Origin of the sequence: Streptomyces mayonensis (genome assembly GCF_018982965.1) — a bacterium.
GTDB classification, from domain to species: domain Bacteria; phylum Actinomycetota; class Actinomycetes; order Streptomycetales; family Streptomycetaceae; genus Streptomyces; species Streptomyces mayonensis.
Genome location: NZ_JACBYP010000042.1, coordinates 35,596 through 62,489 on the forward strand (window position 1 = coordinate 35,596; position 26,894 = coordinate 62,489).

Annotated in this window: 27 protein-coding genes and 3 tRNA genes; 21 read left to right on the forward strand and 9 right to left on the reverse strand. The window is 71.9% G+C overall.

Going from position 1 to position 26,894, the window contains the following annotated elements; all coding sequences use genetic code 11:
* Positions 1–24: 24 nt before the first annotated feature.
* Positions 25–1,131 carry an RNA polymerase sigma factor gene (locus tag HZS56_RS18065; protein ID WP_216721735.1) on the forward strand — a complete coding sequence of 369 codons (1,107 nt, stop codon included), beginning with the start codon at positions 25–27 and terminating at the stop codon, positions 1,129–1,131.
* Between the two features lie 36 nt (positions 1,132–1,167).
* Here HZS56_RS18065 and HZS56_RS18070 read toward each other — a convergent pair whose 3' ends face one another.
* The 4 genes from HZS56_RS18070 to HZS56_RS18085 all read right to left on the reverse strand — a co-directional run bounded on the left by HZS56_RS18070 (position 1,168) and on the right by HZS56_RS18085 (position 6,849).
* Entirely contained in the window at positions 1,168–3,096 is a 1,929-nt protein-coding gene (locus HZS56_RS18070; protein WP_216721736.1) for an ABC transporter ATP-binding protein, read from the reverse strand.
* Complete coding sequence (locus HZS56_RS18075) at positions 3,096–4,829, reverse strand: ABC transporter ATP-binding protein (protein ID WP_216721737.1); 1,734 nt, start codon at positions 4,827–4,829, stop codon at positions 3,096–3,098. Before HZS56_RS18075 ends, HZS56_RS18070 begins: the two co-directional genes overlap by 1 nt.
* Before the next feature lie 169 nt (positions 4,830–4,998).
* Positions 4,999–6,447: a xylulokinase gene (locus HZS56_RS18080; protein ID WP_216721738.1), complete on the reverse strand. Its 1,449-nt coding sequence runs from the start codon at positions 6,445–6,447 to the stop codon at positions 4,999–5,001.
* Between the two features lie 96 nt (positions 6,448–6,543).
* A complete protein-coding gene (locus tag HZS56_RS18085; RefSeq protein ID WP_216721739.1) occupies positions 6,544–6,849 on the reverse strand; it encodes a YtxH domain-containing protein in 306 nt (101 codons plus the stop codon).
* Between the two features lie 149 nt (positions 6,850–6,998).
* Between HZS56_RS18085 and HZS56_RS18090 the strand changes: the two genes are divergently transcribed.
* From HZS56_RS18090 to HZS56_RS18100, 3 genes are all read left to right on the forward strand, one after another.
* Positions 6,999–7,071: transfer RNA gene (locus HZS56_RS18090), tRNA-Asn, on the forward strand.
* Positions 7,072–7,076: 5 nt separating this feature from the next.
* A tRNA-Asn gene (locus HZS56_RS18095) sits at positions 7,077–7,149 on the forward strand.
* A gap of 198 nt (positions 7,150–7,347) precedes the next feature.
* Positions 7,348–7,421, forward strand: a tRNA-Ile gene (locus tag HZS56_RS18100).
* A gap of 256 nt (positions 7,422–7,677) precedes the next feature.
* Here HZS56_RS18100 and HZS56_RS18105 read toward each other — a convergent pair.
* Positions 7,678–8,520 carry a helix-turn-helix transcriptional regulator gene (locus HZS56_RS18105; RefSeq protein ID WP_216721740.1) on the reverse strand — a complete coding sequence of 281 codons (843 nt, stop codon included), beginning with the start codon at positions 8,518–8,520 and terminating at the stop codon, positions 7,678–7,680.
* Between the two features lie 148 nt (positions 8,521–8,668).
* Between HZS56_RS18105 and HZS56_RS18110 the strand changes: the two genes are divergently transcribed.
* The 17 genes from HZS56_RS18110 (at position 8,669) to HZS56_RS18190 (ending at position 22,918) form a co-directional block, all read left to right on the forward strand.
* Complete coding sequence (locus HZS56_RS18110; protein WP_216721741.1) at positions 8,669–8,950, forward strand: Atu4866 domain-containing protein; 282 nt, start codon at positions 8,669–8,671, stop codon at positions 8,948–8,950.
* The gene (locus HZS56_RS18115) at positions 8,947–9,804 is read left to right on the forward strand and encodes an oxidoreductase (protein WP_216721742.1); all 858 of its coding nucleotides are present in this window, start codon (positions 8,947–8,949) and stop codon (positions 9,802–9,804) included. Before HZS56_RS18110 ends, HZS56_RS18115 begins: the two co-directional genes overlap by 4 nt.
* Before the next feature lie 439 nt (positions 9,805–10,243).
* Positions 10,244–11,119 (forward strand): MerR family transcriptional regulator, encoded by an 876-nt coding sequence (locus HZS56_RS18120; RefSeq protein WP_216721743.1) that lies wholly within the window; start codon positions 10,244–10,246, stop codon positions 11,117–11,119.
* Between the two features lie 114 nt (positions 11,120–11,233).
* Complete coding sequence (locus HZS56_RS18125) at positions 11,234–11,575, forward strand: PadR family transcriptional regulator (RefSeq protein ID WP_216721744.1); 342 nt, start codon at positions 11,234–11,236, stop codon at positions 11,573–11,575.
* Positions 11,572–12,525: a hypothetical protein gene (locus tag HZS56_RS18130; RefSeq protein WP_216721745.1), complete on the forward strand. Its 954-nt coding sequence runs from the start codon at positions 11,572–11,574 to the stop codon at positions 12,523–12,525. Before HZS56_RS18125 ends, HZS56_RS18130 begins: the two co-directional genes overlap by 4 nt.
* 119 nt (positions 12,526–12,644) lie before the next feature.
* On the forward strand, positions 12,645–13,529 hold the full coding sequence (locus HZS56_RS18135) for a phosphatase PAP2 family protein (RefSeq protein ID WP_253914446.1): 885 nt from the start codon (positions 12,645–12,647) through the stop codon (positions 13,527–13,529).
* 209 nt (positions 13,530–13,738) lie between these two features.
* Entirely contained in the window at positions 13,739–14,767 is a 1,029-nt protein-coding gene (locus HZS56_RS18140) for a 3-oxoacyl-[acyl-carrier-protein] synthase III C-terminal domain-containing protein (RefSeq protein ID WP_216721747.1), read from the forward strand.
* Positions 14,764–15,759, forward strand: a complete 996-nt coding sequence (locus HZS56_RS18145; RefSeq protein ID WP_216721748.1) for a diiron oxygenase — start codon at positions 14,764–14,766, stop codon at positions 15,757–15,759. Before HZS56_RS18140 ends, HZS56_RS18145 begins: the two co-directional genes overlap by 4 nt.
* On the forward strand, positions 15,749–16,015 hold the full coding sequence (locus HZS56_RS18150) for a hypothetical protein (protein ID WP_216721749.1): 267 nt from the start codon (positions 15,749–15,751) through the stop codon (positions 16,013–16,015). The genes HZS56_RS18145 and HZS56_RS18150 overlap by 11 nt, the downstream gene beginning before the upstream one ends.
* A complete protein-coding gene (locus HZS56_RS18155; protein WP_216721750.1) occupies positions 16,015–16,968 on the forward strand; it encodes a class-II aminoacyl-tRNA synthetase family protein in 954 nt (317 codons plus the stop codon). The genes HZS56_RS18150 and HZS56_RS18155 overlap by 1 nt, the downstream gene beginning before the upstream one ends.
* Positions 16,965–18,086, forward strand: a complete 1,122-nt coding sequence (locus HZS56_RS18160) for an SDR family oxidoreductase (protein WP_216721751.1) — start codon at positions 16,965–16,967, stop codon at positions 18,084–18,086. Before HZS56_RS18155 ends, HZS56_RS18160 begins: the two co-directional genes overlap by 4 nt.
* Before the next feature lie 13 nt (positions 18,087–18,099).
* Positions 18,100–18,663, forward strand: a complete 564-nt coding sequence (locus tag HZS56_RS18165) for a ferritin-like domain-containing protein (RefSeq protein WP_216721752.1) — start codon at positions 18,100–18,102, stop codon at positions 18,661–18,663.
* Positions 18,664–18,689: 26 nt separating this feature from the next.
* Complete coding sequence (locus tag HZS56_RS18170; protein WP_216721753.1) at positions 18,690–19,316, forward strand: 4'-phosphopantetheinyl transferase superfamily protein; 627 nt, start codon at positions 18,690–18,692, stop codon at positions 19,314–19,316.
* Positions 19,303–19,554, forward strand: a complete 252-nt coding sequence (locus HZS56_RS18175; RefSeq protein WP_216721754.1) for an acyl carrier protein — start codon at positions 19,303–19,305, stop codon at positions 19,552–19,554. Before HZS56_RS18170 ends, HZS56_RS18175 begins: the two co-directional genes overlap by 14 nt.
* Positions 19,555–19,652: 98 nt before the next feature.
* Complete coding sequence (locus tag HZS56_RS18180; protein ID WP_216721755.1) at positions 19,653–20,315, forward strand: methyltransferase family protein; 663 nt, start codon at positions 19,653–19,655, stop codon at positions 20,313–20,315.
* Complete coding sequence (locus HZS56_RS18185; RefSeq protein WP_216721756.1) at positions 20,312–21,151, forward strand: SDR family NAD(P)-dependent oxidoreductase; 840 nt, start codon at positions 20,312–20,314, stop codon at positions 21,149–21,151. The genes HZS56_RS18180 and HZS56_RS18185 overlap by 4 nt, the downstream gene beginning before the upstream one ends.
* Before the next feature lie 72 nt (positions 21,152–21,223).
* Positions 21,224–22,918 (forward strand): fatty acyl-AMP ligase, encoded by a 1,695-nt coding sequence (locus HZS56_RS18190; protein ID WP_216721757.1) that lies wholly within the window; start codon positions 21,224–21,226, stop codon positions 22,916–22,918.
* 109 nt (positions 22,919–23,027) lie between these two features.
* Here the strand turns inward: HZS56_RS18190 and HZS56_RS18195 are convergent, their stop codons facing one another.
* The 4 genes from HZS56_RS18195 to HZS56_RS18210 all read right to left on the reverse strand — a co-directional run bounded on the left by HZS56_RS18195 (position 23,028) and on the right by HZS56_RS18210 (position 26,791).
* A complete protein-coding gene (locus tag HZS56_RS18195) occupies positions 23,028–23,177 on the reverse strand; it encodes a hypothetical protein (protein ID WP_216721758.1) in 150 nt (49 codons plus the stop codon).
* Positions 23,178–23,241: 64 nt separating this feature from the next.
* Positions 23,242–23,991: an ANTAR domain-containing protein gene (locus tag HZS56_RS18200; RefSeq protein WP_216721759.1), complete on the reverse strand. Its 750-nt coding sequence runs from the start codon at positions 23,989–23,991 to the stop codon at positions 23,242–23,244.
* A gap of 189 nt (positions 23,992–24,180) precedes the next feature.
* The gene (locus HZS56_RS18205; protein WP_216721760.1) at positions 24,181–25,695 is read right to left on the reverse strand and encodes a GAF domain-containing sensor histidine kinase; all 1,515 of its coding nucleotides are present in this window, start codon (positions 25,693–25,695) and stop codon (positions 24,181–24,183) included.
* Positions 25,696–25,732: 37 nt separating this feature from the next.
* Complete coding sequence (locus HZS56_RS18210) at positions 25,733–26,791, reverse strand: rod shape-determining protein (RefSeq protein ID WP_216721761.1); 1,059 nt, start codon at positions 26,789–26,791, stop codon at positions 25,733–25,735.
* Positions 26,792–26,894 lie beyond the last annotated feature (103 nt).

Below are 26,894 nucleotides of genomic sequence, written 5' to 3' on the forward strand. Positions count from 1 at the left end.
GCGTCCCTCCTGGAGGTCGCCCCCGTGCAGACCCAGACGCTCACCCAGTCCGACACCAGTACCGGCGGCGCGGAGCCGGACGCGGAGCGCGGCCTGCTCGCCGCGATGCCCGCGCAGCCCGGTGCCGCGCCGGCCGCGCACCGCCCCGGCCGTGCGGCCCACACCCGCGCGGCCTCCGAGCCCGCCGAACCGCCGCCGCCCACCCGCACGGAGTCCGGCGGGCCCTCCTCCGACCTGTTCCGCCAGTACCTGCGCGAGATCGGCCGGATCCCCCTGCTCACCGCGGCCGAGGAGGTCGACCTCGCGCGGCGCGTGGAGGCCGGGCTGTTCGCCGAGGAGAAGCTGCGGTGCACCCCCGGCCCCGACGAGCGGCTGGCACTGGACCTGGACCGGCTCGTCGTCATGGGGCGCGTCGCCAAGCGGCGCCTGATCGAGGCGAACCTGCGGCTCGTGGTGTCGGTGGCCAAGCGGTACGTCGGACGCGGACTGACCATGCTCGACCTGGTCCAGGAGGGAAACCTGGGACTGATCCGGGCCGTGGAGAAGTTCGACTACGCCCGGGGCTACAAGTTCTCCACCTACGCCACCTGGTGGATCCGCCAGGCCATGTCCCGTGCCCTGGCCGACCAGGCCCGCACCATCCGGGTCCCCGTCCACGTCGTGGAGCTGATCAACCGGGTCGTCCGCGTCCAGCGCCGCATGCTCCAGGAACGCGGCTACGAGCCGACCCCGCAGGAGGTCGCCGCCCACCTGGACCTGCCCGCCGAGCGCGTCGGCGAGGTGCTGCGCCTGGCCCAGGAGCCGGTGTCGCTGCACGCCCCGGTCGGCGAGGAGGACGAGGTGGCCCTCGGCGACCTGATAGAGGACGGCGACGCCGCCAGCCCCGTCGAGTCGGCCGCGTTCCTGCTGCTGCGCCAGCACCTGGAGGCGGTCCTGTCCACCCTCGGCGAACGCGAGCGCAAGGTCGTCCAGCTCCGCTACGGCCTGGTCGACGGCCGCCCCCGCACCCTGGAGGAGATAGGCCGTCTCTTCGGCGTCACCCGGGAACGCATCCGCCAGATCGAGTCCAAGACCCTCAACAAACTCCGCGACCACGCCTACGCGGACCAGCTGAGGGGCTACCTGGACTGACAGCCCCTCCAGACTCCTGCGGGCGCCCGCGCTTCCTCAGTCCACCTCCGCCACCGCCTGCGCGAACTGAGCCTTGTACAACCGCGCGTACGCCCCGTCCGCGGCCAGCAGCTCCGTGTGCGCGCCCTGCTCCACGATCGCCCCGTCCTCCATCACGAGGATCGTGTCCGCGTCCCGGATCGTCGACAGCCGGTGCGCGATCACGAACGACGTCCGCCCGTGCGCCAGCTTCGCCATCGCCTTCTGGATCAGCACCTCCGTCCGCGTGTCCACGGACGACGTCGCCTCGTCCAGCACCAGGATCACCGGGTCGGAAAGGAACGCCCGCGCGATGGTGACGAGCTGCTTCTCGCCCGCGCTCACCCCCGTGCCCTCGTCGTCGATCACCGTGTCGTAGCCGTCGGGCAGCGTCCGTACGAACCGGTCGGCGTGCGCGGCCCGCGCGGCCTCCTCGATCTCCCCGCGGGTGACGTCGCGGGACGCCCCGTACGCGATGTTCTCCGCGATGGTGCCGCCGAACAGCCAGGTGTCCTGGAGCACCATGCCGATGCCGGACCGCAGCTCGTCCCGGGACATCTTCGCTATGTCGACGCCGTCCAGGGTGATCCGGCCGCCGGACACCTCGTAGAACCGCATCAGCAGGTTGACCAGCGTCGTCTTGCCCGCCCCCGTCGGGCCGACGATGGCGACCGTGTGCCCCGGCTCCACCTTCAGCGACAGGTCCTCGATCAGCGGCTTCTCCGGGTCGTAGCGGAAGGAGACGTGCTCCAGCTCCACCCGCCCCAGCAGGTCCTCCGGCCGGGCGCCCGGGATCGGGTCCGCCGACTGCTCCTCGGCGTCGAGCAGTTCGAAGATCCGCTCCGCCGACGCCACGCCCGACTGCACCAGGTTCGCCATCGACGCGACCTGCGTCAGCGGCATCGAGAACTGCCGGGAGTACTGGATGAAGGCCTGCACGTCGCCGATGGACAGGGAGCCCGACGCCACCCGCAGACCGCCCACCACCGCGACCAGCACGTAGTTCAGGTTGGACACGAACATCATCAGCGGCTGCATGATCCCGCTGTTGAACTGCGCCTTGAACCCGGCCTCGTACAGCGCGTCGTTCTGCTCGGCGAACTGCTTCGCCGACTCCTCCTGCCGCCCGAACACCTTCACCAGCGAATGCCCGGTGTACATCTCCTCGATGTGCGCGTTCAGCTGCCCGGTCGAGCGCCACTGCTGCACGAACTGCGGCTGCGACCGCTTGCCCACCCGCGTGGCCACCACGAACGACAGCGGCACGGTCACCAGCGCGACCAGCGCCAGGATCCAGGAGACGTAGAACATCATCGCCAGCACGCCGATGATGGTGAGCAGCGAGTTGATCAGCTGGCCCATCGACTGCTGGAGCGTCTGCCCCATGTTGTCGATGTCGTTGGTCGCCCGGGACAGCACCTCGCCGCGCTGGCGCTTGTCGAAGTACGACAGCGGCAGCCGCGACAGCTTCGTCTGCACGTCCTCGCGCATCCGGAACATCGTCCGGTTGACCGCCCGGTTCACCAGCCGCGTCCCCACCGCCATCAGCAGCCCCGCCACCGCGAACGTCGCCAGCGCGAGCAGCAGCACCTCGCCGACCGCGCCGAAGTCGATGCCCTGCCCCGGCGTGAAGTCCGTGCTGCGGAGCATGTCGGCGACGTTGCCCTCGCCGCGCTCGCGCATCGTCTCCAGGACCTGCTCCTTGGTGGCACCGGACGGCATGTCCCGCCCGACGATGCCCGCGAAGACCAGGTCGGTGGCGCGGCCGAGGATCTTCGGGCCGACCACGTTGAGACCGACGCTGACGACGACGCACGCGAGGAGCGTGAACAGCGTCGCCCGTTCGGGCCGGAACCGGGCCAGGAGCCGTTTGCTCGACCCCTTGAAGTCCATCGACCGCTGGTCGGGTCCGCCCCCGGCCATCATGCGACCCGCAGGCCCGGCCATCAGGCAGCCTCCGCTTCCGTCAGCTGGGAGAGCACGATCTCCCGGTAGGTCTCGTTCCCCGTCATCAGCTCGTGGTGCCGGCCCACGCCGACCACCCGCCCCTCGTCCAGTACGACGATGCGGTCCGCTTCCCGGATCGTCGCCACCCGCTGCGCGACGATCACCACGGTCGCCTCGGCCGTCTCCCGGCCCAGCTCGGCCCGCAGCGCCGCGTCGGTGGCGTAGTCGAGGGCGGAGAAGGAGTCGTCGAAGAGGTAGATCTCCGGGCGCTGGACCAGCGTCCGGGCGATGGCGATCCGCTGCCGCTGACCGCCCGACACGTTCGTGCCGCCCTGCGCGATGGGCGCGCCCAGGCCGCCCTCCAGCTCGGCGACGAAGTCCTTGGCCTGCGCGACCTCCAGCGCGTGCCACAGCTCCTCGTCGGTGGCGTCCGGATTGCCGTAGCGCAGGTTCGTCGCGACGGTCCCCGCGAAGAGGTACGGCTTCTGCGGCACCAGGCTCACCACCCTGGCCAGCGTCCTCGGATCGACGGTCCGTACGTCCACCCCGTCGACCAGCACCTCGCCGTCGGTCGCGTCGAAGAGGCGCGGGACCAGCCCGAGCAGGGTCGACTTGCCGCTGCCGGTCGAGCCGATGACGGCGGTCGTCTCGCCCGGCCTGGCGACGAGGTCGATGTTCCGCAGCACCGGCTCCTCGGCGCCGGGATAGCGGAAGCCCGCCCCCCGGATCTCCAGATGGCCGTGCCGGCGCAGCTGTGTGACCGGCGCCAGGGGCGGCACCACGCTGCTCTCGGTCTGAAGGACCTCCTGGATGCGCTCGGCGCACACCTCGGCGCGCGGCACCATCATGAACATGAAGGTGGCCATCATCACGGACATGACGATCTGCATGAGGTAGGCGAGGAACGCCGTCAGGTCGCCGATCTGCATCCCGCCGCTGTCGATGCGGTGCGCGCCGAACCAGACCACCGCGATCGACGACAGGTTCACCACCGTCATGACCACCGGGAACATCAGCGCGAGCAGGTTGCCGGTGCCGAGGGCCACGTCGGTCAGCTCGGTGTTGGCCTTCCGGAACCGCTGCTGCTCGTACTCGTCGCGGACGAAGGCCCGGATGACGCGGTTGCCGGTGATCTGCTCGCGCAGCACCCGGTTGACCGTGTCGAGGCGCACCTGCATCTTCCGGAACAGCGGGCGCAGCCTCCGCACGATCAGCGTCACGCAGATCGCCAGCACCGGCACGACCCCGAGCAGCACCCCGGACAGCGGCACGTCCAGGCCCAGCGCCATCACGATGCCGCCCACGCACATGATCGGCGCCGACACCATCAGTGTGAACGTCATCAGGGCCAGCATCTGGACCTGCTGCACGTCGTTCGTCGTCCGGGTGATCAGCGAGGGCGCGCCGAAGTTGCCGACCTCGCGCGCCGAGAAGGACTGCACCCGGTCGAAGACCGCGCCCCGCACGTCCCGGCCGAGGGCGGCCGCAGTGCGCGCCCCGTAGTAGACGGCGCCGATGTTGCAGACCACCTGGGCCAGCGAGATGCCGATCATCAGGGCGCCGTAGCTCAGGATGTAGCCCGAGTCACCCTTGACGACACCGTCGTCGATGATGTCCGCGTTCAGGGTCGGCAGGTAGAGGGAGGCGCAGGTCTGCAGGAACTGCAACGCCACCAGCAGGGCGATGGGTCTCTTGTAGGGCCTGAGATAGGTCCGCAGTAGTCGTATGAGCACGCTGGATCTCTCGGAGTCGGCGACAGGGGCGGGGTGGTTGCCCGTGGCCCCTATCGTCGAACACTCCCCCCGCGTTACCTCAACCGATTAACCCAAGAGCGCGGCAAATTCCGGCCTACGGGCGGTAAGCCCGGGTCACGGCCGTGCGGCTCGCAGCCCCCGGGACCCCTCACAACGCCCCGGGGTGGGTCTGCTCCCGCACCGACACGTACTGCTGGCGCACGGCCTGCCCCACCGCCAGCTCCTCGCCCGGCTCGAGGACCTGCGCCACCGCGCCCTGCCAGACCGGGGGAGTACGCGGGTCCAGCGTGCCCTGGGAGGCGCCCAGCGCCCAGGCCGCCTGCCGGGCCGAGCCGATCGCCGCGTAGTCCGCGGGCTGCGGTACGACGACCTGCGCCCCGAACAGCGCGGGCGCCGCAGCCTGCACCGCCGGCAGCTCGGCCGCCGCGCCGAGCAGGAACACCCGCCGCACGTCCACGCCCCGGGCGCGCAGCACGTCCAGGGCGTCGGCGAGCCCGCACAGCATGCCCTCGAACGCGGCCCGCGCCAGATGCTCCGGCCGCATCGACTCGCGCCGCAGACCGGCGAGCGTCCCGGCGGTGTGCGGCAGGTTCGGCGTCCGCTCGCCCTCCAGATAGGGGAGCAGTACCAGCCCGTGCGCGCCGGGCGTCGACTTCATCGCCAGCTCGGACAGGCTCTCCAGGTCCGGCATGCCGAGCAGTTCGGCGGCGCCGCGCAGGGCCCGTACGGCGTTCAGGGTGGTGACGACCGGCAGGTGCATGCCGGTCGCGTCCGCGAGGGCGGTGATCATCCCGGCCTGGTCGACGAGCGGCTCGGTGTGCACGGCCATCACGGACCCGGAGGCGCCCAGCGACACCACGGCGTCGCCCAGCCCGATGCCGAGCCCGAAGGCGGCGGCCTGGGTCTCGCCGGTCCCGGCGGAGATCAGCAGCCCCTCCGGCGTCGTACCGGCCGCCTCGGCCGGGCCGATCACCTCCGGGAGCATCACCTGGTGGCCGAGGGCCAGTTCGATCAGGTCGGGCCGGTAGCCACCGGTGGCCGCCGACCAGTAACCGGTGCCGGAGGCCCCGCCCCGGTCGGTGGTCCGCCGGGCGGGCCGCCCGAGCAGCTGCCACACCAGCCAGTCGTGCGCCTGGAGCAGTGCGGCGGTCCGCGCGGCGGCCTCCGGTTCGCTGCGGGCCAGCCAGCGCAGCTTGGTCACCGGCTGCGCGGTCTGCGGCACCGAGCCCACCGCCCGCGCCCACGCCTCGCGTCCGCCGAGCGCGTCGATCAGGTCGGCCGCCGCGACCTGGGAACGCTTGTCGCCGCCGACCATGGCGGGGCGCACGGTGTTGCCCTGCGCGTCCAGCGGCACGACCGAGTTGGCCTGCGCCGACACGCCGATGGCCTGCACGCCTTCGAGCAGTCCGCCGCCGGCCGCCTCCCCGAGGGAGAGGAGCCAGGCCTGCGGATCGACGTCCGAGGGCCGGCCCCCGCCCTCGGGACCCTCCAGCGGGTGCGGCGCGTAGCCCTGGCGCAGCACGGCACCCGTGTCCGAATCGCAGACGACGATACGAGTGAAATCGGGTGAACTGTCCAACCCGGCGACTATCCCCATAGCCGAAATTCTGCCGCACCGGGAGGGGTGTCCGTACCCGGTGGGGGCACAGCGCCCGGCGGGACACCACCGGGCACGGGGACAGTCCGGTGACGGTCAGGTGCTGCTGGTGCCCCAGTCGTCGGGGCCGGTGCCGTTCGTGCTGCGCTCCCGCAGCGAGCGGACCCGGTGGGCCACCGAGTCGGGCATCCGGTCGCCGACCTTGTCACTGACCACGTGGTAGGCCTTGTCGGCGAAGTGCCTGCCCTGCTGGGCCGCCGACTCGGCGGTGTTGCGCACCGCCGGGTTCTGTGCGACCTGCTGCGCGGACCTCCGCAGTTGTTCGTAACGCTCCCGCCCGGCCTTCGTGCCGAGCACGTAACCCACCGCTAGTCCGAGGACGAACGTGAGCCGGTAACGCATGGCGGCCACCCTTCTCTTCGCTGGCTCCGAGGTACCGGGGAGTACCGATTGGCGGAGCACCCCCCTGCTTGCGCTAATGTATGTGTCGCAGCGAGCGCACGCCCCCTGGCACGTACCCGGGCGGGGGCGTTCGATGCGACACGAGACTTTCCTCGGTAGCTCAATTGGCAGAGCAGCCGGCTGTTAACCGGCAGGTTACTGGTTCGAGTCCAGTCCGGGGAGCTCGGTCCTCCGTAGCTCAATTGGCAGAGCAGCCGGCTGTTAACCGGCAGGTTACTGGTTCGAGTCCAGTCGGGGGAGCGCGGTGAACGAGGACCCTCCGGGGTCCTTTTTCATGTGCCCTCAGGTCCGTCCGCCGTCCTGGGAACCACGCGGCACGCTGCGGAGTCTTCAAGGTCATGAAGGCAGCCGTGGAAGCCGACCATCCGAGGCAGGAGATCGTATGAGCGGCTATGCTGCGGCAGACGGCGCGTACACGTGTACGCGACACGCCGCTATGGGGCGGTAGCTCAGCCGGTTAGAGCAGCGGACTCATAATCCGTCGGCCGTGGGTTCGAGTCCCACCCGCCCCACCGTCTTCCCGCAGGCGCAGAGACGTTCTGACTTGCGGAAACGTGCTTCTGTGAGCGGGGCAGCGAGGAGAGTTGGGCAAGGAACGGCAACCACGCTCCGGCACCCGGACGCCGCGTTCCAGCGGGATATCTCCGAGCGGGTCGCCGACGCCGTCCCTTCCTCACGGCGGCCGCAGCGATCCCATGGTCGGTGCACCGCGCCGCTGGAGCCGTTGCCCTCTTGGTATGTGCGACAGCGGATCCAGCACGCAGGCGCTCATCCTTCCCCGGCGGACTGCCCGCGGCGGGTGGCCTGCAGGGTGCCGAGCAGAGTGAGCGCCTGGGCGTCGGCGCTTCCAGGTGCGGCGTGGTAGATCACCAGCAGCTGGCCCGGTGCTCCGCGGACATCGAAGGACTGGTATGTGAGCGAGAGGGGCCCGACGTCGGGATGGACGAGTTCCTTGGCGTCCTGAGTCTTTCCGTAGACGGTGTGTGATGCCCAGAGTGCGGCGAAGTCCTCGCTCGCCCTGGTCAGGGAGTCGATCAGTTCGTACAGACGCGGGTAGTGGGGGCCGAGGCCCGTGGCGTGACGCAGCCCGGCCACAACTGCCTCCGCCGATCTGTCCCAGGGCTTGAAGAATCCCCGTGCCGCCGGGTCGAGGAACGTCATACGGGCGAGGTTGTCCACTGCCCGGAAGGGGGAGAACAGTGCTTCGGCCAGGGCATTGGCTGCCAGAAAGTCCTTGGCGGGGTTCAGGACGAACGCCGGGGCGCTGGTGTAGCCGTCGAGGAGTTGCCTCAGCGGTGTGCCGACCGCTTCCCTCGGCAGGTCCCGGTCGTCGTCCCGTACCACGCCCGCCAGCCGGTACAGGTGTTCGCGCGCCGCGTCGTCCATGCGCAGGGCGCCGCTGATCGCGTCGAGGATCTGCGAGGAAGGGCTGCGCTCGCGGCCCTGTTCCAGCCGGGCGTAGTAGTCGCTGTTCATTCCGGCCAGCACGGCGACCTCCTCCCTTCGCAGCCCCGCCACCCGGCGCGCGCCGTAGGAGGCGAGGCCGACGTCACCGGGTCGCAGACGGGCACGGTGGGCGCGCAGAAATTCTCCGAGCTCGTTGCTGGTCACCCGTCCAGGCTATGCCGCCCTCCGGTGGTGTGCCTGGGTGCGCGGTACCCCGGCACAGCCTGTCCTGGCTCCCGTCTCCGCAGTGGCACAGCCTTGCCTCGAAGACTCCTGCGAACGAGAAGACTCCTGCGAACGAAAGGGGAGCGTGATGAGCCAGCAGTCGAAAGCATCGGCCGGTGAGCGGGCGGACGTGGTCGGTATGTGGGTGACCGCGGACGGACACATCCGCCAGGAACTGCGCGCCGACGGCCGCTACGACGAGGCCCGCGGCGACCGCTCCAGCGCCTACACCGGCCGCTACAGGGTGACCGGAAACCACCTCGACTACGTCGACGACACCGGGTTCACCGCTACCGGCGACATCCGCGACGGTGTGCTCTTCCACGAGCACCTCGTCCTGTACAAGGAGGAGCAGGAGAACCGGGCGTGAAACACACAGCCAAGACCTTTCTGATCACCGGCGTCAGCGGCGGCCTGGGCCGCGCCTTCGCCACAGCCGCCCTGGAGGCCGGCCACACCGTCGTCGGCACCGTCCGCAGCAGCACCGACGCGGCGGCCTTCACCGCTCTTCACCCGGAACGTGCTCACGCCCGCATCCTCGACGTGACAGACGATGCAGCCGTGTTCACTGTGACGGGTGAGGTGGAGGAGGCCATCGGCCCCGTCGACGTGCTGATCGCGAACGCCGGCTACGGCCTGGAAGGGACCTTCGAGGAAACCTCCCTGGCCGACCTGCGCGCCCAGTTCGGCGTCAACGTATTCGGCGCCGCAGCCGTCATCCAGGCCGTCCTGCCCTTCATGCGCCAACGGCGCCGCGGGCACATCCTGGCCGTCACCTCCATGGGCGGCCTGGTCGGTTTCCCCGGCGTCTCCGCCTACTGCGGCAGCAAATTCGCACTCGAAGGCATCCTCGAAGCCATCGGCAAGGAAGTAGCCGCCTTCGGTATCCACGTCACCGCCATCGAGCCGGGCTCCTTCCGTACCGACTGGGCAGGACGCTCGATGATCCGCGCACCGCGCACCATCCCCGATTACGACGACCTCTTCGGACCCATCCGTGTCGCCCGCCAGAAGGCCGACGGACGACAGCTCGGCAGTCCCGTCCGCGCCGCCGGGGCGCTCCTGCGCGTCCTCGACACACCCGACCCACCCGCTCACTTGGTCCTCGGCTCCGACGCCCTGCGTCTGGTCCGCGCTGGACGTGAGGCTTTCGACCACGATCTCGGCACCTGGGAAGAGCTCACTCTCTCCACGGACTTCCCGCAGACCGACGAGAAGGGCTGACAGACCCCCCGGCCTCGGGTCACGTCTGGTCGGCGGCCCGCCCGCGCAGGCGGAGGCGGGTGCCGGGTGCCGTTCCTGGTCGGTGATCCCGACGGCGGTGTCACCCGGCAGCCGCATCCCGGACTTGACGAAGAGGCCCCCGCCCTCTCGCAGGAGAGCGGGGGCCGCCGCCGGTGCAGGAAGAGAGCGAACACAGCGGCGATCCGTCATCACGTCCGGCCTGCAGCTCGCTGATCGCGTCCTCCCGCTCCGTGCCGGCCCGGAGTTCGCTGGTCTTCCGCTCCGTTTCGGCGCGGGGCTGCTTCACGCCCGCGGCGGTGCGGTTGGTGCGCTCGACGATCACAGCGAGAGTGTCCTTGGCTTACGCGGTTGCACCTTCCGTAGCGGCATGTGGTGCGGTGGACTCACGTTCCGGTCCGCTGAGGAAAGGTCTCTGCTCATGCATTCGTCCTTCGTGCCGCCCCGCCAGGTCAAGATCGGTGACGCGGCGGCCTTCGTGGGCAGCACGCCGCGGGCGATTCGCCATTACCACGAGATCGGTCTGCTTCCCGAGCCCGAGCGCGGCGGCGACGACCGTCGCCGTTACGGGTACGAGGACATGATCCGCCTGCTGTGGATCCGCAGGATGGCCGACGCCGGGATCGCCCTGGACGACATCCGTGACGCCCTGGCCACCGGCACCGCTTCCGCCGCTGCGGACGGCGGAGACGGTGTCGCGGGCACCCTGGAGCGGTTGGAGGAATCCCTCGCCGGGCAGGAGGCGGAACTGCGGCGGCAGCGGACCGCCGTGCAGCGGATGCGTGCCGAAGGCAGCCGGATGGGCCTGCTCTCCGATTTCGTCACCGAACGCCTCAAGGGCCTGCCCGAGGGGTCCCTGCGCCAGGCGGACCTGGACAGTCTGCTGGTCATGGAGCGGATCTACGGCCCCCTCGGTGCGGCCGTCCACGCCACCCGCTTCATCGCCCTGGCCACGCATCCCGCACTGCGGGAGGAATCCGACCGCATCGACGACGCCGAGGAGGCACTCGACGACAGCGTCGCCGTCGACGATCCACGGGTGGCTCAGGTGGCCGCAGAGCGGCACGCCTTCGAGAGCGCCCTGCAGGCCGTCATCGAGGAGTCCGGTCTGGAGGAGGCCGACGATGCCCTCTTCGACACCTGGGAAGCCCTGCACCCCGCTGCCGGCGAGGACGAGGTCCGCACCATGAGTGCGTTCGAAGCCACCAGCAAGATGCCCTACGACTTCTCCCCGGCCCGCCTGCGCTGTATGGAACTGGTCGTGGAACTCTCCGCCCACGACTCACCCGCTACCTGAAACCCGGCCCCGACAAGCTGCGGGGAGAGGAAGCCCGCATCGTCGACGGGGCATGGCAGACGGCCAGGGCGGTGGGCTTGCGGTATATTTCGGGGCTCGATATATGCTCGGTGCATGACGCGACGGAACCCGTCCCTGACGGAATCGCAGTACTTCATACTTGCCGCGCTCATGGACGGACCGCTGCACGGTTACGGCATCATCAAGGCCGCCGAGCGGGCCACCGACGGGCGGCTCCGGATCGCCGTCGGCACTCTGTACGGCGCGCTGGAGCGGATGGAGCGGGCCGGGCTGGTGGCCGCCGGTGACGAGGAGATCGTGGACGGGCGGGCGCGGCGCTACTACCGGCTCACCGAGGACGGCACCGAGGCGCTCGGCCGGGAGGCGCTGCGGATGCAGCAGGCCGCGGCCGTCGTCATCGGACGCCCGCGGAACGCGGGGGAAGCCCCGGCATGAACCGTCTGCTGCTTCAGGTCTACCCCGAGCCCTACCGCTCCCGGCAGGGAGAGGAGTTGCTGGCCTGCCTCGCCGAGGCGTACCCCGGCCGCTCCTGGCCCCCACCGCGCGAGGTCGTCGCCCTGGCGCGTGCCGGGGTGCAGGCCCGCGCCCGTGCCGTCGCCGACGACACGGCCCGGCCGTGGTGGCTGGACGGCATCCATCTGACCGCTCTCGTCCTCGCCGCGCTGGCGCTGGTGCCGTACCTGCAGGACGTGTGGCACTGGGCGCTGCACATCGACCCCGGCCGGCATGCCATCGCCTTCCCCTTCTCCGGCTGGTACCCGTGGGCGCAGGGCCCCGGCGGGCGGACCCGGCTTCTGCCCTACGGACTGCTTCCGCTGCTCTGCCTGATCGCCCTGCTGCGCGGCAAGCCGTGGATCGCCCTGCCGGCGGCAGTGGCGATGATCTACGCCGGTGCCACGTTCAACAGCAACACGCTCTTCGGCGACGAGGGCGTGGCGGGCCTGGGCTACTACGGGCTGGGCGCCCCGATAACGGCCCGTGACCTGGTGCTCTCCGGGGTGCTGTGCGCCGCGTGCGCCGTGCTGGCGGCCTGCCGTCCCGACCGGCTGCGGCGCCACTCGTACCGCTGGCTGGTCCCCGTCGTGCTCGCCATGTTCGTGGCCGGGGGACTGCACGTCATCTCCGTCAGTCCGGCCTTCCAGCGCGGCCTGTTCGTCATCGAGGTCGCCGCGCTGCTCGCCGCGTGGGTGGCGACGGCCGCCACCGGTGACTACCGGTGGCTGATCCCCGTCGGGGTGGTCGCGTTCATCCGTACACAGGCGATCGTCGTCCAGCCGAACGGGTTCATGCAGTCCCTCCCGGACCTCATCGTCCTCCTCCTGCTGATCGCACCCCTCCCGGCCCTGGCGATCGCCGCCCAGCGCCGGCAGAGCCGCGGCGCGTGACCGACCGCACTGCTCCCCTCCCCTCAAGAAAGAGACGCGCCAAGACCCCCGTACCAAGACCCCTGCACGAAGCCCCCCCACGAAGGTCGGAAAAGGCGATGACTCGGCAAGATCCCGCGATGCTGTCCACGCAGAACCCGGACCACGGCCAGGCCCCGAGAACCGCGGCCGAACCCGGCCCTGCACGGACGACACGGCCGCGGGTCTCGGCGCCGCTGTGCCTGCTGGGGTTCCTGGCGGTCTACGCGGTCGCCGTCTGCACCCCGTTCGGGCAGCGGGCCGAGAACGCCCTGTTCGGCGGGTACGGCGCCAAACCGGCCTGGATCTACGGCTGGTCGGGGGCGGCGTACGGCTCGTCGGCCATGCCGCCGCTGGAACAGACCGCCATGCCCACCCTGTTCGTGGGCGTCGTGGCCATCGCGGCCGTCGCTCTGGTACGCAGGTGCTGGTGGCAGGGGTGCGCGGCGATCGGGGTCGTCGTGGCGACGGTCGGGACGAAGGAGGTCGCCAAGATGATCCTGCCCCGCCCCGATCTGGTGGGCGCGCGCGTCTCGCTCGTCGAGGCGAGCTTCCCCAGCGGGCACGTGGCCATCCCCGCCGGACTGGCCCTCGGTGCCGCCCTCGTCGCCTCCCCCCGCGTCCGTCCCTACGTCGTCACGGCCGGCATGCTGTGGCTCGCCGTCACCGCGGGCGCCGTCCAGGCCACCTACCACCACCGGCCCAGCGACGTCCTGGGCTCCGCGCTGCTGGCCTGCGCCTACTACGGTCTCGCGGCCCGGTTGCTGCCCTCGGCCCACGCACCGGGGGCCATGCAGCGTCCCCGTGCGTTGCGCGTGGTCGCCCTGGTCCTGGCGGCGGCCGGCGCGTTCGTCGCCGGCGCGCGGGACGACTCCGTCACCCAGTCACTGGTCTTCGGGGCAGCGGCCTTCCTGTGCGCGGCCCTCTGCTGGGCCACCACGGCGACAGGGCCCGCACGCCGTACACGCCCCGCACCGGTGGGCTGACCACCCGACACGCCTCCGGGCGGTCCGTGGGTGACGTGCCCGTTCGGGCGCGGGAGGGGGTTGGGGTGGGTCCGGTGACCTCGAATGCGTGGGCGGAGCATTTTCCGGGTGTTCTCGATCGGGTGCCCCGGAGGCCATTGTCCCAAGGGGGCAGGAGTGCCCTTGAGGGCATTACCGCGAGATGGGCGGGTGTCTAAGGTCCCTGTGCCATGGAAACCTGTCGAACGGAAGGCGCCGGGAAGCACGCCTTCGTCGCCGACCTCGGCTACTCGCTGGGCGCTGTCGCCTGCACGCTGAAAGAGTCCGAGGCGGCCGGCAGGCTCAATTCCACTGCGGCGGATCTAGGCGAAGCCGGATTTCACACCCACCATGTCTGTCCGCCGGGAGTTACTTCGTACGATCTGGCCAGGGAAGCCGTCGGGCAGGTCGTCGGGCACGCCGTCGGGAATTTCGCGGGGCAGGGCGCCGGAGATGCTCCGGTGGACGCCATCGTCTACAGCACCTGTCTGCCGCACAACGGAAGTGTGAGCGACCTGGCGGCCTGGGAGGCGAGCAAGGACGTCAAGCATCTGATGGACTTTCCCGCCAGTCGGCTCCAGGCCGATCTGGACATCGGCGAACCCGTCGTATTCGGACTCAACCAGCAGGGCTGCACGGGAATGCTCGGGGCGGTGCGGCTGGCGGGTGCGCTGCTCGCCGGTGAACCGGACTGGGAGCGGGTGCTGTGCGTGTCGGCCGACCGCTTCCCGCCCGGTGCGCGCTACGAACAGTCCTACAGCGTCATCTCCGACGGCGCCGCCGCCTGCGTCGTCTCCTCCCGGCCCGGGCCCGGGGCGCTGCGCCTGGTCGCCGCCCACCAGATCACCAACGGCGGCCTGCACGCGGCCTCCGACGACGCGACCGTGGGCACGTTCTTCTCCTACGTACCGCGCCTGGTCCGGCAGACCGCGGAACGCGCGGGGCTGTCCGTCGGCGATTTCGACTGGGTGGTGCCGCAGAACACCAACCAGAACGCGTGGCTGCTCCTGTCGCGCCTGCTCGGCATCGACCACGGGCGGGTCTGGCAGAGCACCCTGGCGGACGTCGGGCACGCGATCTCGGCCGACAACATCATCAATCTCAAGGCGCTGCTGGCCACCGGCCGGGTCGAGCCCGGTCAGCGCATCCTGCTCGTCATGGCCGGGCACGGCCTGAACTGGCAGGCCGTGGTACTCGAGGCTACGGAGTACATCCGATGACGCGGCAAGGAAACGTGCGGCAAGGAAACGCCCAGAAGGGAAACGCCCAGCAGGGAAAGGCGTGGCAGGGAAACGCAGGGGCGCAGGCGGAGTCGTCCTCGCCGGGCGTCCGGTTGCGTGAGGCGGTCGAGGCGATGTCCGGCACGGTCGACCGTTTGTCCGAGCTGTCGCGGAAGAAGTACCAGAACCCCTACGAAGCGCTGGTCTGGCCGGAATCGGTCGAACCCGAGCAGGATCTGTTCTTCTCTCCCGAAATGACGTCGCTGCACGGCACCGTGCACGCCTTCCCCGAGGACCGGCCCGAATTCCGGCGCTTCGCCTTCCAGGAGGCCGCCAACTTCTTCAGTCTCAACATCCACGGCGAGAAAGCACTCATATCGGGACTCGCCGAACGCATGTACCGGAACGACCTGCTGGCGATCTCCGACTACCTGCACCATTTCATCGACGAGGAGAACAAGCACAGCGTCTACTTCGGGGGATTCTGCAAGCGTTACGCGAAGCTGTACCGGAGCAGGCATGTGCCGTTCGGCGCCGAGGCGGACCGGACGGTCTCCGACTTCCTGTTCTTCGCCAAGGCCCTGCTCTTCGAGGAACACGCCGACCAGTACAACGTCGTGCAGGCCAAGGACGACCGGCTGCACGGTCTGGCCCGGTTCATCAACCAGGCCCACCACGCGGACGAGGCGCGGCACCTCGTCTTCAACCGGGCGATCGTGACGGCCCTCTGGGAGACGTACGCGCCGGGCTGGACCGCGGCGACGCGGGAGGACGTGCGCGCCAGGATCGGTCAGTTCTTCGTCACCACCTGGCGCGAGTACTACAACCCCGACGTCTACGCGGACTGCGGTTTCGACGACCCGTGGCAGGTCGCCGAGGACGCCTGGTGCACACCCGGTCAGCGGGCGCACCGCCGTCGGGTCTCGAAGAAGTGCCTCGATTTCCTGCTGTCGTCCGGTGTCCTGGAGGAGGAGCCCGCCGATGTCTTCTGAGCTGGACGAACTGCGGTCCTGGGTGGCGTCCAAAGCCCGTGACCTGCCCGCGGAGGGGCTCACCGACGACCTCCCGCTCCTGGAGGGACGTCACCTGACCTCCCTCCACATCCCCCAGCTGGTCCTGCTCCTCGAGCGGCTGCGGAAGGCGCCCGTCGACGTGGAGGAACTGAACGCCGGAGACTTCCGCGACATCGCCACCATCGGCGCGAAGTTCCTCGGCACCGGGCCGGACCTCGGCCACCGGAGGGCCTGATGGGCAGCGCGACGGCGGCCGCCGGCACGGAACGGCGGAGCGGTCCGGGGGAGCGGAGCGGTCCGCAGCAGCGGCTCGGGCCCGTCGGCCTCCGCTGGAACCCCCGCGGATACACGGCCCTGTCGGGTGAACTCCTCGCCCTGGCCGAGCGGTGCGACGCGGCGTTCGTCCTGCTGGGCGGCGGGGCGGACACCGGGGAGCGGCCCCGCGCCGAGGAGTACCCGGCGCTGCTGGCGGCCGAGGACCTCGCGCCCGTCGGCTACCTGGCCTCCTTCCCGCACCTGGCGACCTTCGCGGTCTCCCTGGCCCCGGACGAGGACAACCTGCGCCGGTTCGCGGCCTCCGTGCGGCAGGCCCCCGCCGGCGAGGTGCCGCCCGCCGCACAGGCCCCGGTCGGCGAGGTCCTCACCCCCGCGGCCTGCTACCACGTCTACGCGGGGCACCGCGGCGAGGAACTGGCGGCCCCCCTGACGGTCACGACCCGGAACACCTGCTTCCGCCGCGAGGCGCACTACGCGCCACTGCGCCGCCAGTGGAGCTTCCGCATGCGGGAACTGGTCCGTCTCGGCACCCGGGAGGAGGTACGGCACTTCCTCGCCGTCACCCGGGCCGCCCTCGACCGCTTCCTGGCAGAACTGGACCTGCCGGCCGGCTGGGAGGCGGCGACGGACCCCTTCTTCGATCCCGCCGCCCACCCCCAGTACCTGGCCCAGAAACTGCGGCCGACCAAGTTCGAGGCCTGCTACGAGGGGCTCGCCGTCGCCTCGGCCAACCTGCACGAGGACCACTTCGGACGCGCCTACGGCATCACCCGGGACGGCGCACCGACCACCAGCGGCTGCGTCGCCTTCGGCGTCGAACGGTGGCTGTACGCCCTCACCGACCGCTGGGGCGCGGACCCCGCCGGATGGCCGGACGTGCTCGCCGCCGCCGAGAGGAGCCGGCCCCGATGACCGGACGGGTGATGGTGACCGGCGCGGACGGCTACCTGGGACGCCGTACCGCGGCACGCTTCCTGGCAGGCACCGACAGCCGCCTGGTACTGACGGTGCGCGCCTCGGACCGGGAGGAACTCGCCGTCAAGAGGGCGGGCCTCCTCGCGGCCCTCGGCGCCGCCGCCGACGGCCGGACCGAGGTCGTCCCGGCGGACCTCACACGTGACGCGCCGCTCGCGGAGGTTGCCACGACGCTCACCGGCATCGTGCACAGCGCCGCGCGCACCGCCTTCGACGTGAGCCGGACGGAAGCCCTCCGCGTCAACGTCGACGGAACGCTGCGCGTGGCACGCTTCGCCGCCGGATGCGACGGGCTGGAGTCCTTCGTCCTGCTGTCCACCCTGGTGAGTGCGGGATGCCGCACCGGAGAGATCACCGAGACGCTCCTGGACGACGGCGTGGAGTGCGCCAACCACTACGAGTGGTCCAAGGGGGAGGCCGAACGCCGGCTCTCCCACGAGTTCCCCGGGCTTCCCGTCACGATCGCCAGGCTCGCCACGATCGTCGCCGACGACGAGTCCGGCCGGGTGACCCAGTACAACGCGTTCCACAACACGCTGAAACTGTTCTTCTACGGGCTGCTGACGCTGATGCCCGGCCGGCCGGACACCCGGCTCTACCTGGCCACCGCCGACTTCACCAGCCGCGGCATCGTCCACCTCGCGCGGTCGGGCACCGCCGCGGGCGTCTACCACCTGGCTCCGGACGGGTCCGAGGCGGTCCGGCTGGGGGAGGCGCTGGACACCGTGTTCACCGTGTTCGAGTCCGACCCCTCGTTCCGGCGCAGGAGGCTGCTGCGGCCGGAGTTCTGCGACCGGGACAGCTTCGGGCACCTCGTGTCCGCCGCGCGGAGCCTCGGCGCCAGTCCCGCGGCGGGGGCGCTGCGCTCGGTGGCCCCGTTCGCGGAACAGATGTTCCACCCGAAGCTCTTCGACCACACGCGGCTGCTGGCGGACTGGCACGACGCGCCCGGCTCCAGCGGCATGCGACTGGTCACGGCCACCTGCGAATCCCTCGTACGCACGAGATGGGGGCGGCACGCGCCCCCGCCCACGCCCACCGGACCCGAGGCATGAAGACAGGATTGCGATGTCCCTGAGCGACAACGACCGCTGGCTGCTGAGCTATTACCGCAGTTCCGAGATCAACGCCGCCCTGTTCTTCGGACGCGTCGCCCGGATGGTGCGCCCGGGACAGCTGCAGGCGGAGGTGACCCACCACTTCTCGGACGAGGCCAACCACGCGCGGTACTGGAACGAGTGCATCAACGACCTCGACGCGCACCCGATCAAGATGCGGGAGTCCTACCAGGACCAGTACCTGGACGCGGTGGGCATGCCGAGCAACCTGATGGAGGTCATGGCGATCACGCAGGTGCTGGAGAAGCGGGTGATCGGCCAGTACCGCCGCCAGCTCCGCGTCCCCGGCCTGCACCCCCAGGTGAAGCAGACCCTGGAGCAGATCATGCTCGACGAGCGCTGGCACATCCAGTACGTCCGCGAGGCCCTCGAGGACATGACGGGACGCTACGGAGCCGACACCGTCGACGCCGCCGTCAGGCGGTTCACCGAGGCGGACGAAGAGGTCTACGCCAAGACGCTCGCCGAGTACGGGGAGCGGGTCACGTTCCTGGAGAACACGGCGGAGCGTTGAGCCGGACCGCCGGGACGTCCGCGCCCGTGATCCGGATCCGCCTGGCCGCCGGCCGGAGTCCGCTGCCGGTCGCGGACCTCACCCCGGGCGAGGCCCGGCAGGAGGCCGCGCTGCCCGGCGAACGGCGGCGCCGCCACTGGCGTACGGCCCGCCGGGCCCTGCGCACGGTGCTGGCCGGGACGGGCCTGCACCCCGACACCTCCCGCCATGCCTTCCCGCACCGGCTGCTCTCCCTCTCCTACGCCGGTCCGCTCGCGGTCGCGGCCGCCGTCGTGGGCGGGGACGCGGCGGCCGTGGCGGGGACGGGCGTGGACATCGAACTGGGCGACCCCCCGCCGCCGCAGACGGCCCGGTTCTTCCTCGGCGAGCACGAGCACCGCCACCTGCTGGCCGCCGGCGCGGCCGAGCGCCCGAAGGCGCTGCTCCGGTACTGGACGGTCAAGGAGGCGCTCTTCAAGGCCGATCCGGCCAACGCGGGCACCGACCTGCGCCGGTACCTCGTCGACCGCCCCGGGCAGTGGCGCGGGGCCGCCCGCCTCGCCGGAGACGCCCGCCCCCGCTTCCGTTACGCCTCTTTCGACGTGCCACCCGGATTCCTGAGCGTGGCCTGCATGCTGTCCCCGAACGGAGTTGCCGAGAATGCCCGAGAGTGAGATCTCCGAACTGGTCGCCCAGATCGCGTCGTTGATATCGCGCCGCGCCGAGGACCTGAGTCCGGACACCGTCATCGCCGACCTGGCCCTCGACAGTATGACCTCGGTGGAACTGGTGGTCGACCTCCAGGAGGAGCACGACATCGTGCTGACCCGGGAGGACTTCGAGGACGTCAGGACGCTCGGCGACCTCGCCGCACTGGTCCGCTCCCGCCGTGCCGAACCCGCGCACGACTGAGCGGCACGCCCGCGCGGCACGCCCGCGCGGCCCGCCCGCGCGGCACGACTGTGCGGCACTGAGCGGCGTACCGCGCCCGTACCGGAAAGGCCGAGTCCGTGGATGATTCCACCCTGCTGTTCATCCTTCTCGACTACCTCCTGTTCATCCTTCTTCCGCGGGTGTTCTTCCGGAAGGACGGCGAGTTCAACCTGCGGTGGTGGTCCACCGCGCTGCCCATGGCGGCCGCCCCGCTGTTCCTGGTCTGCGCCCGCCTGTTCGACATCGCCCCGTCCGTGCCCGGCCCGTGGCTGAGGTTCACCGGTCCCGCCGCCGTGCTCTGCGCCTTCGGGGCGGCGGCGCTGGTGACGCTCACCATCGGCTCGCACCGGGTGCCGGTGGCCCTGTGGCACCAGCGGGACGACGCCCCGGACCACATCGTGACCTGGGGCGCCTACCGCCACATACGGCACCCGTTCTACAGCGCGTTCCTCCTCGCGTTCCTGGGTGCCTTCCTGCTCTTCCCGCACTGGGTCACCCTCGCCCTGGGCGCGTACATGGCCGCGATGCTGAACACGGTCGCCGCCCGCGAGGAACGCATGCTGTCCGCGTCCGAGTTCGGCGCGGTCTACCGGGAGTACCACGCGCGTACGCACCGCTTCGTGCCCCTCGGACCCCTCGGACCAACGCGCTCACCGGCCCGCCCCGCACCGCCTGTTCCGCCCACACCGCACGCACCGCCCACACCGCCCGTACCGAACGACCGGAGCAGCTCACGATGACGGACAAACCGGCGGTGCTGGTCACGGGCTGCTCGACCGGGGTGGGAAGGGCCGCCGCCCGGCGCTTCCTGCGCGCCGGTCACCCCGTGTACGCCACCGCCCGCGACGAGGCCACCCTGGCGGAGTTCGCCGAGGCCGGCGCGGTGACCCTGCGGCTGGACGTCGCCGACGAGGCCGACGCCGCCAGGGCCGTCAAGCGCGTCGAGACCGACCACGAAGCGGTCGGAATCCTGGTGAACAACGCGGCGTACGGCGTGCAGGGCGCGGTCGAGACCGTGGACCTCGACGACGCCCGCAGGCAGTTCGACACCAACTTCTTCGGACTGGCCCGGCTCTGCCAGCTGGTCCTGCCGGGCATGCGGAGGCGGCGTACGGGCCGGATCGTGAACGTGTCGGCGATGGGCGGTCACTTCTCCCTGCCGGGCGCCGGGTTCCTGCACGCCTCCAAGTACGCGGTCGAGGCGCTGTCGGACGCGCTGCGGCTGGAGGTGGCCGGCTTCGGGATCAAGGTGGTGCTCGTGGAACCGGGACCGATCCGCACGCCGTTCCCGACGAAGATCAACGCAACGCTCCCACCCGCTTCGGGAGGGCCCTACGACGCGTTCCACCGGGCGGTCGAGACGCGCGTCGCCGCGGCGTACGAGCCCCGGGCCCTGAGCATGGCCCTCAGCCCGGAGAAGGTCGCGCGCGTCATCGAGCGGGCGGCGGTCCGGCCCCGGCCCGCCGCCCGGTACCCGGTGGGCGTGATGGCCCGCGGGCTGATCGCGATGAGCCACTTCCTCCCGGACTTCGCGGTCGACGCCGTGACGCGGTCGCAGTTCCCCGGGCCCCGGTAGTCCGCCGCACCGCCTGTCCCCGCCCCTCCGGGCCACCGTCCGCCTCGACGCCTCACCCCAGGGAGTACGACCATGAGCCGGTTCGTCGGCATGCTGCTGGACACGGCCGCGCGATCGACGCGGGGCCTCGTCACCGGAGAACCGGGCAGCGCCCGGCGGCAGACCTGGGGCGAGGTGCACCGGGAGGCCCGGCGTGTCGCCGCGGTCCTGTCGGCCGACGGCGTGGGCCCCGGTTCGGCGGTGTGCGTACTGGCCGCCGAACCCGTGCTCGTCGCCCCCACGGTGCAGGCCGTGTGGCTGCTCGGCGGGAGCGTCACCATGCTCCACCAGCCCACCCCCCGCTCGGACCTCGGCGAATGGAGCCGGGACACCGTACGGGCGCTGGAGACGGTCGGCTCCGCGACGGTGCTGATCGGCCCCTCCTTCGCGCCCGTCGCCGACGCCCTCGCCGAACGCGGCATCCGGCACCGGCTGCTGGACGAACTGGTGGCCCGCGCGGCGACGGCGGAGGACCACGCGTCCGCTGCTCCGGCGGACCCGACGGCGGCGACCGACGAGGACAGCACCGCGCTGCTCCAGCTCACCAGCGGTTCCACGGGCAGCCCCAAGGCCGTCCGGATCACCCACGGCAACCTGCGCGCGAACCTGACGGCCATCGCCGACCGGGGACGGCTCGACCCCGGCGACGACGTGATGGTGTCCTGGCTGCCGCTCTTCCACGACATGGGCATGGTGGCCTTCCTCGCCCTCCCCATGGCCCTGGGCCTGGAGCTGGTGAAGGTCACCCCGGCCGACTTCGTCGCGGACCCGCTGCTGTGGCCCCGGCTGCTCAGCGCGTACCGGGCGACGATCACGGGTGCGCCGAACTTCGCCTACGCGATGGCCGGCCGCCGCCTGGCCAAGGTCTCCGACCCGGGGGCCCTCGACCTGTCCCGGCTGCGCATCGCGCTGAACGGCGCCGAACCGATCGACGAGGCGGCCCTGGACCGCTTCACCGCGGCGGGCGCGCGCTTCGGCATGGCCCCCGAGTGCGTTCTCGCGGCCTACGGGCTGGCGGAGGCGACCCTCGCGGTCTCGGCCGCGGCCCCGTACACCGGGCTGTCGGTGGAGACCGTGGACGCCGAGCTCGTCGAAACGGAGGGCAGGGCGGTGCCGCCGCGCCCCGACCGGGCCGTACGGACCTTCAGCCGCCTCGGCACACCGCTGCGCGGTCTTGAGGTGACCGTCGTGGACACCGCGGGCGAGGTGCTGGGCGAACGGCAGGTCGGTCAGCTGCGCGTACGCGGTACGTCGGTCACGTCCGGCAGCCTGACGGCCGACGGCCCGGCCGGTGCGCTGGACGCCGAGGGCTGGCTGGAGACCGGTGACCTCGGCTACCTCAGCGACGGCGAAGTGGTGGTCTGCGGGCGCAGCAAGGACGTCATCATCATGGCCGGACGCAACATCCACCCCACCGACATCGAACGCGCCGCCGCCCGCGTCGACGGAGTACGGGCCGGGAACGTCGCCGCCGTGCGGATCGACGCGGCGGCCGCCGGCCGGGAGGGCTTCGCCGTCGCTCTGGAGTCCTCGCTGGCGGGTGACCGGGAAGCGGAGGAGCTGCTGGGCAAGGAGGTCACCACGCAGGTGGTCGACGCGGTCGGCGTCCGCCCGGCAGCCGTCCACGTCCTGCCTCCGGGGGCCCTGCCGAAGACCCCTTCGGGGAAGCTGCGGCGCGCGGCGGCGGGGGAGCGGATCGCCGCCCACGGCGGCGCCGCGGGCCCGTGATCCGCACGCTCACACTGGTTGAACGGTCGTGACGCGGTGCTACGGCGGTTCCACCGCGGTTCTACGGTCCGGTTCCACCGCGGTTCTGCGGTCCGGTTCCACCGCGGTTCTACCGGTCCTCCGGTTTCCGCACGACGGTCTCGTCCTCGTCGCGCTCGCCCTCCGCCTGGGAGGGGGTGCTGTGCGGCACGTCCGGGGCCGTGCCGTCCCGTTCCTCGTCGCGTTCGCCCTCGGCCTGGGACGGGGTCGGCTCGCTCATCGGGTACCTCCTGCTGCTCCTGCCGAGCGGGGTCAGCGGGCCGGGTACCCGTGCCGGGGTCTCCTCACCACCCTCCCCGGCCGCGGGCTCGGCGCCCGAGCCTGCCCAGCGCCGTCCGCAGGGCCGCACGCACCTCGGGCGGCGGGGGCGGGCTGCCGCTGCCGGCGCCCGCGACGACCGCGGCGGCGACCGTGCGGAGCTTCGTGTTGGACAGCTGCGAGGCCTCCCGCAGGATGTGCCACGCCTCGTCCGACGTACAGGCGTGCAGGGCCATGAGCACGCCCCGTGCCTGGTCGATGACCGGCCGCGAGGCGAGGGCGTGGCGCAACTGCCCCACTTCCTGCTCCAGGGTCCGCAGCCGGTCGGCCCGCTCAGTGCCGGGAGCGTGGCCGGGGGCGGCGGAAGCGGTGCGGGGGGCGCTGCCGGGACCGGGGCCGGGTGCGGGGCCGGGGCCCCGGGCGCGGGTCGTGGTGCGCAGCGGGTCGGTGGTGTCGAGGCCGGAGCCCTCCAGGATCCGTACCGGCTGACCGCGCCAGTTCGCCGTCGTCGCCGGTACCGACTCCCGGTGGCTGTAGCCGCCCAGGAGGTCGAGGAACCGCAGCCCCGCCGGGTCCATGAACTCGACGGCGCCCATGTCCAGGTCGAGCCGGGCGAGCCCGGACGGCAGCGCGGCCAGGGCGTCGGCGAGGACCGCCGTGCACCCGTGGACGAGGCGCCCCCGCGGGAGGAGCAGCGCGCGGTCGGCGTCCACCCGACGGTCGATGACCAGCACCTCGGGGGTACCGGTCCGACGCGGTGGTGCCGTCCAGGTCATGTCACCGCCCTGTCCGTCCGTGCTGGTGCCTGGCAGTTCCCGGCAGACGTCCGCGACGTCCGCGACCGCCCCCTCAACGAGGCACTTGCCCGTCCGTCGCCGTAGTACACCCCGCACAGAGGAATGGAATCGCCCACGAGCGGGTAAAGGCAGCGCCGCCCCGGTCCGGCCCGACGCCGCCCCACGTGTTCACAGCGGCGACCACCAGGTGACCGTCGTCCCCTCGCCGCGACGCCCGCCGCCGTCCGCGCTGCCGCTCTCCGTACCGCCGCTGAGGCTGCCGCTGCCGCCGTCCGTACCGTCGTCGAAGACCGTGAGGCGTACCCCGGCCCGGCCGTCGGCGAGTGCGGTGGCCGTGTCGACGGTGACCTCGACGCGGGAGACCTCCTTGCGGGCGCACACGTCCGCCAGGGCGTGCCGCAGGGCGGTGACGAGACGGTCGGCCACCGGGGCGGGCACGCGGGTGTCGACGGCGCCCCTGAAGTGGGTGGACGGGGCGAGGCCGAGGCGGTCGGCGGCGGACGCCGTCTCGCGCAGGACCCGGCCGCGCAGGCCCGTCGGCGGTTCGGCCGGGGGCTGCTGGAGGGCGAAGATGGTGGTGCGGACCTCCTGGACCGTGGACCGCAGCGCGTCCACCGCCCGGACGAGGATGTCGCGCACGTCCTCCGCGCCGCGCCGGCGTTCGGTCGACTCCAGCATCATGCCGGTGGCGAACAGCCGCTGCACCACCAGGTCGTGCAGGTCCCGGGCGATGCGGTCCCGGTCCTCGTAGACGGCGAGCCGCTCCCGGCCGCGCCGGGCGTCGGCGAGCACGAGGGCCAGCGCGGCCTGCGAGGCGAACTGCGTGGCCAGCAGCCGCTCCAGGTCCGTGTACTGGCGTGCGCCGCGGCGGCGCGGCAGGGCGAGGGTGCCGATCAGCCGGCCGTTCGCCTGGAGCGGCAGCATCATGCTCGGCCCGAACCGGTGCCGTACGTGGGTCGTCATGCGCGGGTCGGTCGCGGAGTCCGTGAGGAAGACCGGTTCCCCGCCGAGGAGTTGCTCGAGGACGGGGCTGCCCGGGGCGATGGTCGCACCGATCATGCCGTCCGGGTCGTCGGGCGTCGAGGCGGTCACGATCTCCATGCCGCCCTCGGCCGTCGGGTGGAGGATGACGCCCGCGGAGGCGTCGGCCAGCAGCCGGGCCCGCTCGGCGACCGTGGTCAGCGCGTCGTCGGCGCTCTCCTCGGTGAGCAGCGCGGTCGTGACGGCCGCCGCGCCCTCGATCCAGCGCTCGCGCTGCCGTGCCGTCTCGTACAGCCGGGCGTTGCCGATCGAGATGCCGGCCTGCGTGGCCAGGACCCGCAGCAGCTGCTCGTCCTCGGTGGTGAACGCTCCGGCGCCGGGCCGCCCGGTCAGGCGCAGCTCGCCGACCTCCTCGTCGCCCACCAGGACCGGCACCCGCAGCCGAGGGAACGCCGCCTGCGCCCCCGCTTCCTCCTCCTGGCCGGCCGGCGTCCCGGGGCGTCCCGGGGCGGGGGCCCGGATCCCCGGCGGACCGTTCCCGGCGGGGTCGGCGACGTCCAGGTCCGCGTGGTCGGCGCCGGTCAGCTCGGCGGCGCCCTCCACGATGTGCCGCAGAGCGCAGCGCAGGTCCAGGTCGGTGCCGGCCCCGGCGAGGACGGTCTCGAGGAGCCGGGCCAGACGGGGCGCGGGCTGCGCGGTCATCGCGTCCGGCTCCCTCGGCCTCTTCCCGGCACCCGCCTCAGTCGGCCGCCGTCGGGTGCAGCACCAGCGGCTCGACCTGGCCCTCCAGCATGCTGCCGAGTCCCTGGACCGCGCACACGTCGGGCCGCTCCGCGATGTGCACCGGCATGCCCGTGGCCTGACGCAGCATCTGGTCGAAGCCCGGCAGCAGCGCGCTCCCGCCGACCATCATGATCCCGCGGTCGGCGAGATCCGCGACCAGGTCAGGCGGGCAGTCCCGCAGCACCTTGCCGATCCCGTCGAGCACGGCCGTCAGCGGCGTCTGGATGGCGTTGCGCACGGCGGCGGTGTCGACCCGCACACTGCGCGCGAGCCCGGTCGCCACGTCCCGCCCGTGGATCTCGGTGGACGTCGGCCCCTGCGGGGTCAGCCCGTTGCCCGACAGGGCGAGTTGCAGCGGGCGTACGGACTGGCTGGGCAGGACCAGCTCGTGCTGGTGGCGCAGGAGCTGCACGATCGCGTGGTCCACGGCCTCACCGCCGACCGGGATGCGCTCGGCGGTGACGATCGAGCCGAGGGAGAGCACCGCGACCTGCGTGGCGTGCGCACCGCAGACCATGATCATGGTCGCCTCGGGCCGTTCGACGGGCAGGCCGCAGCCGACCGCCGCCGCGATCAGCGTGTCGACGAGTTCCACGCGGCGCGCACCCAGCCCGACCAGCGTCTCGATCGCCGCCCGCTGGGACAGCGGATCCGCGTCGTGCGGGGTGCAGACGGCGGCCCGCAGCCGGGGCTTGCGGCGCAGGGCGCGGCGGACCCGGTCGCCGAGCAGGTGGCGCAGCATCCGCTGGGCCATCTCGATGTCGACGACCGTGCCGCCGGAGACCGGCCGTACGACACGGATGTAGCCGGGGGTGCGGCCGGTCATCTTCTCCGCGAACTCGCCGACCGCGATGAGCGCGCCGGTGCGGGTGTTGACCGCCGCGGCGGACGGCTGGTCCACGACCAGCCCGGCACCCTTCACGTACACGCGGGTCCGCGCGGCGCCGAGGTCGACGGCGAAGTGGCAGCGGCGCAGCGCCTCCAGACTGGCGGTACTGGCGGTACTGGCGGTCATGGCGAATCCTCCCGAGAGCGCGGACCGTGCGGAGGCCGTCCGGTGGCCGGCCTCTCAGGCATCGTGCGGGGCGGCGGGGGAGGACGCCCGCACGATGCCTGAG

Coding starts and splice junctions, on each gene's coding strand:
- HZS56_RS18070 (WP_216721736.1), bottom strand. CDS start 3,096: ATGGCCGGGCCTGCGGGTCGCATGATGGCCGGGGGCGGACCCGACCAG.
- HZS56_RS18080 (WP_216721738.1), bottom strand. CDS start 6,447: ATGGGGATAGTCGCCGGGTTGGACAGTTCACCCGATTTCACTCGTATC.
- HZS56_RS18165 (WP_216721752.1), top strand. CDS start 18,100: ATGTCCCTGAGCGACAACGACCGCTGGCTGCTGAGCTATTACCGCAGT.
- HZS56_RS18085 (WP_216721739.1), bottom strand. CDS start 6,849: ATGCGTTACCGGCTCACGTTCGTCCTCGGACTAGCGGTGGGTTACGTG.
- HZS56_RS18130 (WP_216721745.1), top strand. CDS start 11,572: ATGAACCGTCTGCTGCTTCAGGTCTACCCCGAGCCCTACCGCTCCCGG.
- HZS56_RS18145 (WP_216721748.1), top strand. CDS start 14,764: ATGACGCGGCAAGGAAACGTGCGGCAAGGAAACGCCCAGAAGGGAAAC.
- HZS56_RS18135 (WP_253914446.1), top strand. CDS start 12,645: ATGCTGTCCACGCAGAACCCGGACCACGGCCAGGCCCCGAGAACCGCG.
- HZS56_RS18125 (WP_216721744.1), top strand. CDS start 11,234: ATGACGCGACGGAACCCGTCCCTGACGGAATCGCAGTACTTCATACTT.
- HZS56_RS18140 (WP_216721747.1), top strand. CDS start 13,739: ATGGAAACCTGTCGAACGGAAGGCGCCGGGAAGCACGCCTTCGTCGCC.
- HZS56_RS18110 (WP_216721741.1), top strand. CDS start 8,669: ATGAGCCAGCAGTCGAAAGCATCGGCCGGTGAGCGGGCGGACGTGGTC.
- HZS56_RS18205 (WP_216721760.1), bottom strand. CDS start 25,695: ATGACCGCGCAGCCCGCGCCCCGTCTGGCCCGGCTCCTCGAGACCGTC.
- HZS56_RS18195 (WP_216721758.1), bottom strand. CDS start 23,177: ATGAGCGAGCCGACCCCGTCCCAGGCCGAGGGCGAACGCGACGAGGAA.
- HZS56_RS18185 (WP_216721756.1), top strand. CDS start 20,312: ATGACGGACAAACCGGCGGTGCTGGTCACGGGCTGCTCGACCGGGGTG.
- HZS56_RS18210 (WP_216721761.1), bottom strand. CDS start 26,791: ATGACCGCCAGTACCGCCAGTACCGCCAGTCTGGAGGCGCTGCGCCGC.
- HZS56_RS18190 (WP_216721757.1), top strand. CDS start 21,224: ATGAGCCGGTTCGTCGGCATGCTGCTGGACACGGCCGCGCGATCGACG.
- HZS56_RS18120 (WP_216721743.1), top strand. CDS start 10,244: ATGCATTCGTCCTTCGTGCCGCCCCGCCAGGTCAAGATCGGTGACGCG.
- HZS56_RS18200 (WP_216721759.1), bottom strand. CDS start 23,991: ATGACCTGGACGGCACCACCGCGTCGGACCGGTACCCCCGAGGTGCTG.
- HZS56_RS18160 (WP_216721751.1), top strand. CDS start 16,965: ATGACCGGACGGGTGATGGTGACCGGCGCGGACGGCTACCTGGGACGC.
- HZS56_RS18175 (WP_216721754.1), top strand. CDS start 19,303: ATGCCCGAGAGTGAGATCTCCGAACTGGTCGCCCAGATCGCGTCGTTG.
- HZS56_RS18150 (WP_216721749.1), top strand. CDS start 15,749: ATGTCTTCTGAGCTGGACGAACTGCGGTCCTGGGTGGCGTCCAAAGCC.
- HZS56_RS18155 (WP_216721750.1), top strand. CDS start 16,015: ATGGGCAGCGCGACGGCGGCCGCCGGCACGGAACGGCGGAGCGGTCCG.